The following is a 1,330-nucleotide window of genomic DNA, read 5'->3' on the forward strand; positions in this document are numbered from 1 at the left end:
CACGGCCACGTTCTCGAACAGCGTGAGGTTCGACACGAGGTGCGCCTGCTGGAACACGAAGCCGAAATGCTGCGCGCGCAGCTCGGCCATGTCGCGCTCGCGCAGGCTCGTGATGCTCTTGCCCCGGTAGAGCACGTCGCCCGCCGTGGGTGCGTCCATGCCGGACAGGCAGTAGAGCAGCGTCGACTTGCCTGAGCCCGACGGCCCCATGATGGCGGTGAAGTCGCCTGCGTACAGCGCCAGGTCGACGTTGCTCAGCACGTGCGCCTGCACGCCGTCGGCCGCATAGCTCTTGCAGAGCCGCTCGGTTTGGATGATAGGTTCTTTCATGATGCCCTCTCGTCTCGCATGGTCGCTTGAGGGCATCGTACCCGTCCAAACATTAAGGCGTCCTTAAGGTTCGAGGGGGAATTCCAGAGCGACCCTGAGCCCGGGGTCGGCATCCTCCAGCCGCAGGGCGCCGCCCATCTGCCCTACCAGGTAGCGCGCGATGAACAGGCCGAGGCCGGCACCGGGAGCTTCGTGCGCGTTCGAGCCGCGGTAAAAACGCTCGGTGGCGAACGGGAGGTCCTCGGGCGGGATGCCGGGCCCATGGTCGCGCACGGTCGCCCGGTAGACGCGCTCGGCGATGTCGAGGACGCCCTCCACCTCCACGGCCGCGCCGGGCGCGTACTTGGCGGCGTTCGCCAGCAGGTTCTCCAGCGCCTGCTCGAGGCGCTTCGGATCGTGGGCCACCCGCGCCTCGTCGAGGCGCCCGAGCGCCACGTTGCCCGCCACGCCGAAATCTGCGACCGCCTGGCGGATCGTGCGGGCTATGGGCGCGTCTTCGCAGCTCACGCGGATGCGGTCGAGGTCGGCGAGCGCATGGAGGAACAGGTCGTCGGTGAGCGAGGTCACCTCGTCGCACTTGCGCGCGATCGTGCGCGCGTAGCCTTCGCGCTCCGCGTCGTTGCGCGCGAGGCCCAGCTCCAGCGCCTCGGAGTAGGCGCGGATGGACGCGATGGGCGTCTTGATATCGTGCGAGAGCGCCGCCACCGCCGTCTTGCCCTGCTCCACGGCCTCGGCCTCGGCGGCGCGGGCGCGCTTGATCTCGGCGCGCATGTTGTCGAACGCCCAGGTGAAGCGTCCGAACGGATTGCTACGCTCGTAGGCGAGCGGAGTGTCGAGGTTGCCCGCCGCCACGTCCTGGGCGAACGACTCCAGACGCATGAACGGGCGCACGACGCTGACATGGAGGTACGCGACGACGCCCCACACGACCGCCGCCCCGAGCGCGGCGAGCGCCCAGACCAGAGCGATGGGGAGGCCGCCCTTCACGCCGGCGGCCGCG

The 1,330-nt window shown here is 69.5% G+C and carries 2 protein-coding genes; both read right to left on the reverse strand.

Annotated features, from left to right (window positions below):
- Positions 1–330 (reverse strand): ATP-binding cassette domain-containing protein (locus tag GPA_RS02755; RefSeq protein WP_156791119.1); only part of this gene is annotated, 330 nt, incomplete at its 3' end.
- Between the two features lie 63 nt (positions 331–393).
- A partial coding sequence (locus tag GPA_RS02760) for a HAMP domain-containing sensor histidine kinase (protein WP_049783986.1) occupies positions 394–1,330 on the reverse strand: 937 nt, incomplete at its 5' end.

The organism is Gordonibacter pamelaeae 7-10-1-b (genome assembly GCF_000210055.1).
Classification (GTDB): domain Bacteria; phylum Actinomycetota; class Coriobacteriia; order Coriobacteriales; family Eggerthellaceae; genus Gordonibacter; species Gordonibacter pamelaeae.